The sequence below is a fragment of the Stenotrophomonas sp. HMWF023 genome (assembly GCF_003060985.1).
Taxonomy (GTDB): domain Bacteria; phylum Pseudomonadota; class Gammaproteobacteria; order Xanthomonadales; family Xanthomonadaceae; genus Stenotrophomonas; species Stenotrophomonas lactitubi.
This window is the reverse complement of sequence record NZ_QAIJ01000127.1, coordinates 4974-6833: the sequence shown is the minus strand read 5'-3', so window position 1 is coordinate 6833 and position 1860 is coordinate 4974. Positions and strand designations below refer to the sequence as shown.

Annotated in this window: 2 protein-coding genes and 1 pseudogene; all 3 read right to left on the bottom strand. The window is 67.5% G+C overall.

The window, feature by feature from the left end; all coding sequences use genetic code 11:
- Positions 1 to 116: pseudogene (locus DBR20_RS22745) on the bottom strand (HAD family hydrolase); the annotation flags it as partial.
- A gap of 68 nt (positions 117 to 184) precedes the next feature.
- The gene (locus DBR20_RS06850; protein WP_108265660.1) at positions 185 to 652 is read right to left on the bottom strand and encodes a hypothetical protein; all 468 of its coding nucleotides are present in this window, start codon (positions 650 to 652) and stop codon (positions 185 to 187) included.
- Between the two features lie 93 nt (positions 653 to 745).
- Positions 746 to 1768: an AI-2E family transporter gene (locus tag DBR20_RS06845; protein ID WP_258223234.1), complete on the bottom strand. Its 1023-nt coding sequence runs from the start codon at positions 1766 to 1768 to the stop codon at positions 746 to 748.
- Positions 1769 to 1860: the final 92 nt, after the last annotated feature.

Sequence of the window (1860 nt, the reverse complement as noted above, 5' to 3'; positions counted from 1 at the left end):
GGGCTGTGTTCACGCATCCAGTCGAACAGGACCTGGTCGATGCGGGCGCCGATCGGAGCGAACGGCCACAGCGTATCGTCGAGGTCGAGGGTAATGGCAAGGACAGGAAATTTCACCCCGCCATTCTACGCCTGCCCGCGCGCGCTTTCATGCGCGCGACGGGCAGGGGGCGCTGCAGGGTGCGTCAGCGCAGGTCGTAGGAGCAGCCGATGGTGGTCTGGCCGTCGAACCGCTGCACATCCAGGTTGTGCCGGCCCACTTCCCGCGTGTAGCTGCCTGCCACTGGGTCGGACAGCTTCGCCAGTGCCGCGATCTGTTCGACGCTGGCGGTGCTGAAGTACGCGGTGAAACTGTCGACGCCATCCTCGCCGCTGTCGCCGTCGTACGCCTGCAGGCGGTTCACTGGCTGGCCCAGCACCATCAGCGGCGTGGTCAACAGGAACTCACCGCTGGACTCCCCGTTCTCCGCCCGCAGCGGCGGCGGCGCCAGCAACTGGGCGCTCGTTTCGAACTGCTTGGGGCTGAGGTGGCGCTGGCAGGTGACCGCTTCGACCAGCTGGGCACGCGCCTGCTCGATTGCCGACGGCGTCGCGGCGAAAGCAGGGGTGGCAAGGCAGGCGAGGGCGAGGCAACGTGTGGCGAACGAGGTCATCCGAACGGATCCATCCGAAAAAGGGGGGACTATTCTGCCAGTTCTGCCCTTGTTTCCGGCCCTGCCATCGGCGCGAACATTGTCCTGGTCGGCTCACTCCAGCAAGCGCGCCCAGCCCTGCATGCCCTCCAGCCGCGCCAGCACCAGCTTGATGCAGACCAGCAGCGGCACCGCCAGCAGCAGGCCGATCATGCCCCAGGCCCAGCCGAACACCATCAGCGCCAGAATCAGCACCAGCGGTGACAGTTTCATCTGCCGGCCAAGCACGATCGGCGTCACCAGCTGCCCTTCCAGGGTATGCAGGGTCAGGTAGGCGGCCGCAGGCAGCAGCGCCTGCAGCGGGTCGCGGAACTCGACGAAGCCCATCAGCAGCATCAATGCCACGCCGAGCAGCGGGCCGACATAGGGCGCGAAATTCAGCAGCGCCGCCACGGTGCCCCACAGCAGGGCCTCCTGCAGGCCGATGCCGAGCAGCATCAGCACGCCGGCCAACAGCAGGCCGACCACGGTGTTGATCACGCTGATGGTCAATACGTAGCGCGATACCTCATGCTCGATCGAGCGCAGGATGTCGCTGGTGAATCGCTGCTGCTGCCGGTTCGGGAACAAGGCGATCGCCGCGCGCTGCAGGCTCTGGCCGTAGATCATGAAGAACAATGTCAGCAGCACCACGGCCAGCACCGAGGCGGCCAGCCGCGGCGCGCGCGTGAGCATGCGGTACGGATCGTCCAGCTGGGTGCGGATCACCTGCACCTTGCGGTTGCCGTCGCCACCGGCCACGCGCGCGAAATTCTCCGCCGCCTGGTTGGCCTGCTGCACCGGCTTGGTCAGGTCCTGTACCTGGCGCGCGACCTTGCGCAGCTGCTGCGGTGCTTCCTGTGCCCAGTCCATCGCCGGGCCGATCAGCTGCACCGCCAATGCACCGGTCACGCCCAGTCCGGCGCCCAGCACCAGCAGGGCGCCGAGCGCGCGCGGAATCCACAGTTTCTGCAGCAGCCGCAGGATCGGGTTGCCGACCAGGGCGAAGAACATCGCCAGCAGCACCGGCAGGATGATGTCCTGTGCCGCCCACAGGGTGAATGCCACGGCCAGGGTCGCCAGTATCACCAGCGACATCGGGCCACGTGGGCGCGAGGTGGGAGGCAGCGGTGCGGGGGCGTCCGGCGCAGGCGGCGACGGGGACAACAGGGACTCGCTCATCGACGCAC

What these genes read in the sequence shown, in the direction of transcription:
- DBR20_RS06850 (WP_108265660.1), bottom strand. Translation starts at nt 652, where the DNA reads ATGACCTCGTTCGCCACACGTTGCCTCGCCCTCGCCTGCCTTGCCACC.
- DBR20_RS06845 (WP_258223234.1), bottom strand. Translation starts at nt 1,768, where the DNA reads ATGTCGCTGGTGATACTGGCGACCCTGGCCGTGGCATTCACCCTGTGG.